The organism is Caldisericota bacterium (genome assembly GCA_034717215.1).
Classification (GTDB): domain Bacteria; phylum Caldisericota; class Caldisericia; order Caldisericales; family Caldisericaceae; genus UBA646.
Genome location: JAYELD010000037.1, coordinates 1 through 2,528, shown reverse-complemented (window position 1 = coordinate 2,528; position 2,528 = coordinate 1). Strand labels below are relative to the sequence as shown.

The window sequence follows — 2,528 nt, the reverse complement described above, 5'->3', positions numbered from 1 at the left end:
AAGTAGATAAAATAAAAAGAAGAATGAAAGGGGTACAAAATGAAAAATTGCGTCAAACAAAAGAAGGTATTAAAACTATGATAGGGAAGTTTCTTAAAGCGATATTTCTTAAGACATATGCACAATATTCAAAAATAATTAGATCTGTTGTTAATCAAGCAACCAAAGAAGACAAAATCTCCGGAAAGAGTGTAAAATTATTGCGGAGGATGAATAATGCTTAAGTCTTATATAAAAAAGATATGGCAAAAATACAGCCAGGGCGATGCAAGAGAAGAAAGTTACTACTCAATTCTTGAAGACTTGTTGAATACATACTCGAAGCTTTCAAAAAGAAATAATGTTATAGTAACAACCCTTCCGAAGAAAACAGAAGCAGGAAATCCTGATTTTAGGATATGGGATGGTACAGAGCAGATCACAGGTTACATTGAGGCAAAAGCACCAACAGTAAAAAACCTTGACGAAATTGAAGTAACAGAACAATTAAAGCGTTACCTAGAAAACTTTCCTAACATTATATTAACGAACTTTCTTGAATTTCGGCTCTATAGAAATGGCAAGCTTATAGATAGCGTCACTGTTGCAAGACAGGATACAATGATTAGACTTAAAACAATGCCGCAGGTAGAGCATGAACAAGCATTTAAGAACTTGCTTGATAAGTTTTTTTCTTTTTCACTTCCAAAATCCTACACTGCAGAAACTCTTGCAGAAGAGCTTGCAAACCGAACGAGGTTTTTAAAAGAGCAAATTATTGCGGAAGAACTGAAAGAAGAAACAAAAGTTGGACAGGGCCCTATAATGGGTTTTTATGAGGCATTTAAAACATATCTTATCAGAGAACTTTCAATGAAAGAATTTACCGACCTTTACTCTCAGACAATTGTTTATGGGCTGTTTGCGGCAAGGATGCGTGCAGGTGAAAATTTCGATAGAAGGCTTGCATATGACAATATTCCGGAAACAATTGGCATATTAAGGGAATTGTTCAAATTTATCTCCCTCGGGGAGATTCCTAAGCAGATGGAATGGTGCATCGACGATATTGCTAATGTCCTATCCGTAGCAGACGTTAAAAATATTTTTTCGCAGTATTACCACAGCGGGAAAGGCAAAGATCCTGTTGTTTACTTTTATGAAACGTTCCTTTCTGTTTATAGTCCCGAGGAGAGAGAAAGAAGGGGTGTTTATTACACTCCGGAGCCCGTTGTTAAGTATATAGTGAGTTCCTTGAACGAGATATTAAAAGACAAAATGGATATTAGAGACGGTTTCTCGGATAAGAGAATTACTGTGCTTGACCCTGCAGCTGGTACTCTTTCCTTTGTAGCAGAGAGTGTAAAACTTGCAATCGATGAATTTGTAAAAAAATACGGAGAAGGCAACAAGGAGAAGTTTATTCAGGAGCATATACTGAATGATTTTTATGCTTTTGAATTGATGATGGCTCCATACGCAATAGGGCACATTAAATTTTCTTTTATTCTTGAAGAGGAAGGATACAAATTAACCAAGGACGAAAGGCCGAAATTTTACCTTACAAATACACTTGAAATGAAAACACTTGAAAGAACAAATCTGCCGCTGATGAGCGCGCTTTCCGAAGAATCACATCTTGCCGAGTCAGTAAAAAAAGACACACCCATTCTTGTGATAATGGGCAATCCACCGTATTCAGTGAGCTCGATGAACAAATCTGATTTTATTGAAGAAGCTATGAAAATTTATAAGGAAGATGTAAGAAGCGAAAGGAATATCCAGCCTCTTTCGGATGATTATATTAAATTTATTCGGTTTGCACATTGGAAAATAGACCAAAGCAAGAAAGGCATCGTTGGTATGATTACAAATAATTCTTATCTTTCTGGGCTTATACATAGAGGGATGAGAAAGAAACTGTTGGAAAGTTTTGATGAAATTTATATTCTAAACCTTCATGGTAGCTCACGTATTGGAGAAAAATGCCCTGACGGGAGTAAAGACGAGAATGTGTTTGATATTATGCAAGGAGTTTCTATTTCACTATTTATAAAAAGTGGGGAACATAAGGGTTTAGGGAAAGTTTACTATCAAGATGTGTTTGGCAAACGGCAAGATAAATACAACTTCTTAGGAACTCACAGTTTCAAAACAACGAACTGGATAGAGTTGAAACCAGTTGAACCATACTACTTTTTTGTAGAAAAGGATTTTTCTTCGCAGGAAAAATACGATGACTTTATACCTATTCTGGAAATATATGGAAAGTTTTCGAGCGGCGTAAAAACACATCGTGATCATTTTATAGTAGGTTTTACCAAGGAAGAAGTTGAACAAAAAATGCTGACATTCACCTCTGATCTACCTGATGAAATAGTGAAAGAAGCACTTAAACTAAAAGATACGAAGTATTGGAAATTAAGTGAGGCAAGAGAAAGTACGAAGAAAATTAATTGGAGAAAATATATCAGGCAGTATGCTTATCGTCCTTTTGACATTAGGTATATCTGTTATCTTTCAGATTTAATCGATCGAGATAGGTTTGA

At 35.6% G+C, this 2,528-nt stretch carries 2 protein-coding genes; both read left to right on the top strand.

Annotation, left to right across the window (positions count from 1 at the left end):
- The coding region (locus U9Q18_01595) for a hypothetical protein (protein MEA3313050.1) at window positions 1–224 on the top strand (224 nt) is incomplete at its 5' end.
- Window positions 217–2,528 (top strand): type ISP restriction/modification enzyme (locus U9Q18_01590; GenBank protein MEA3313049.1); only part of this gene is annotated, 2,312 nt, incomplete at its 3' end. The genes U9Q18_01595 and U9Q18_01590, both read left to right, overlap by 8 nt.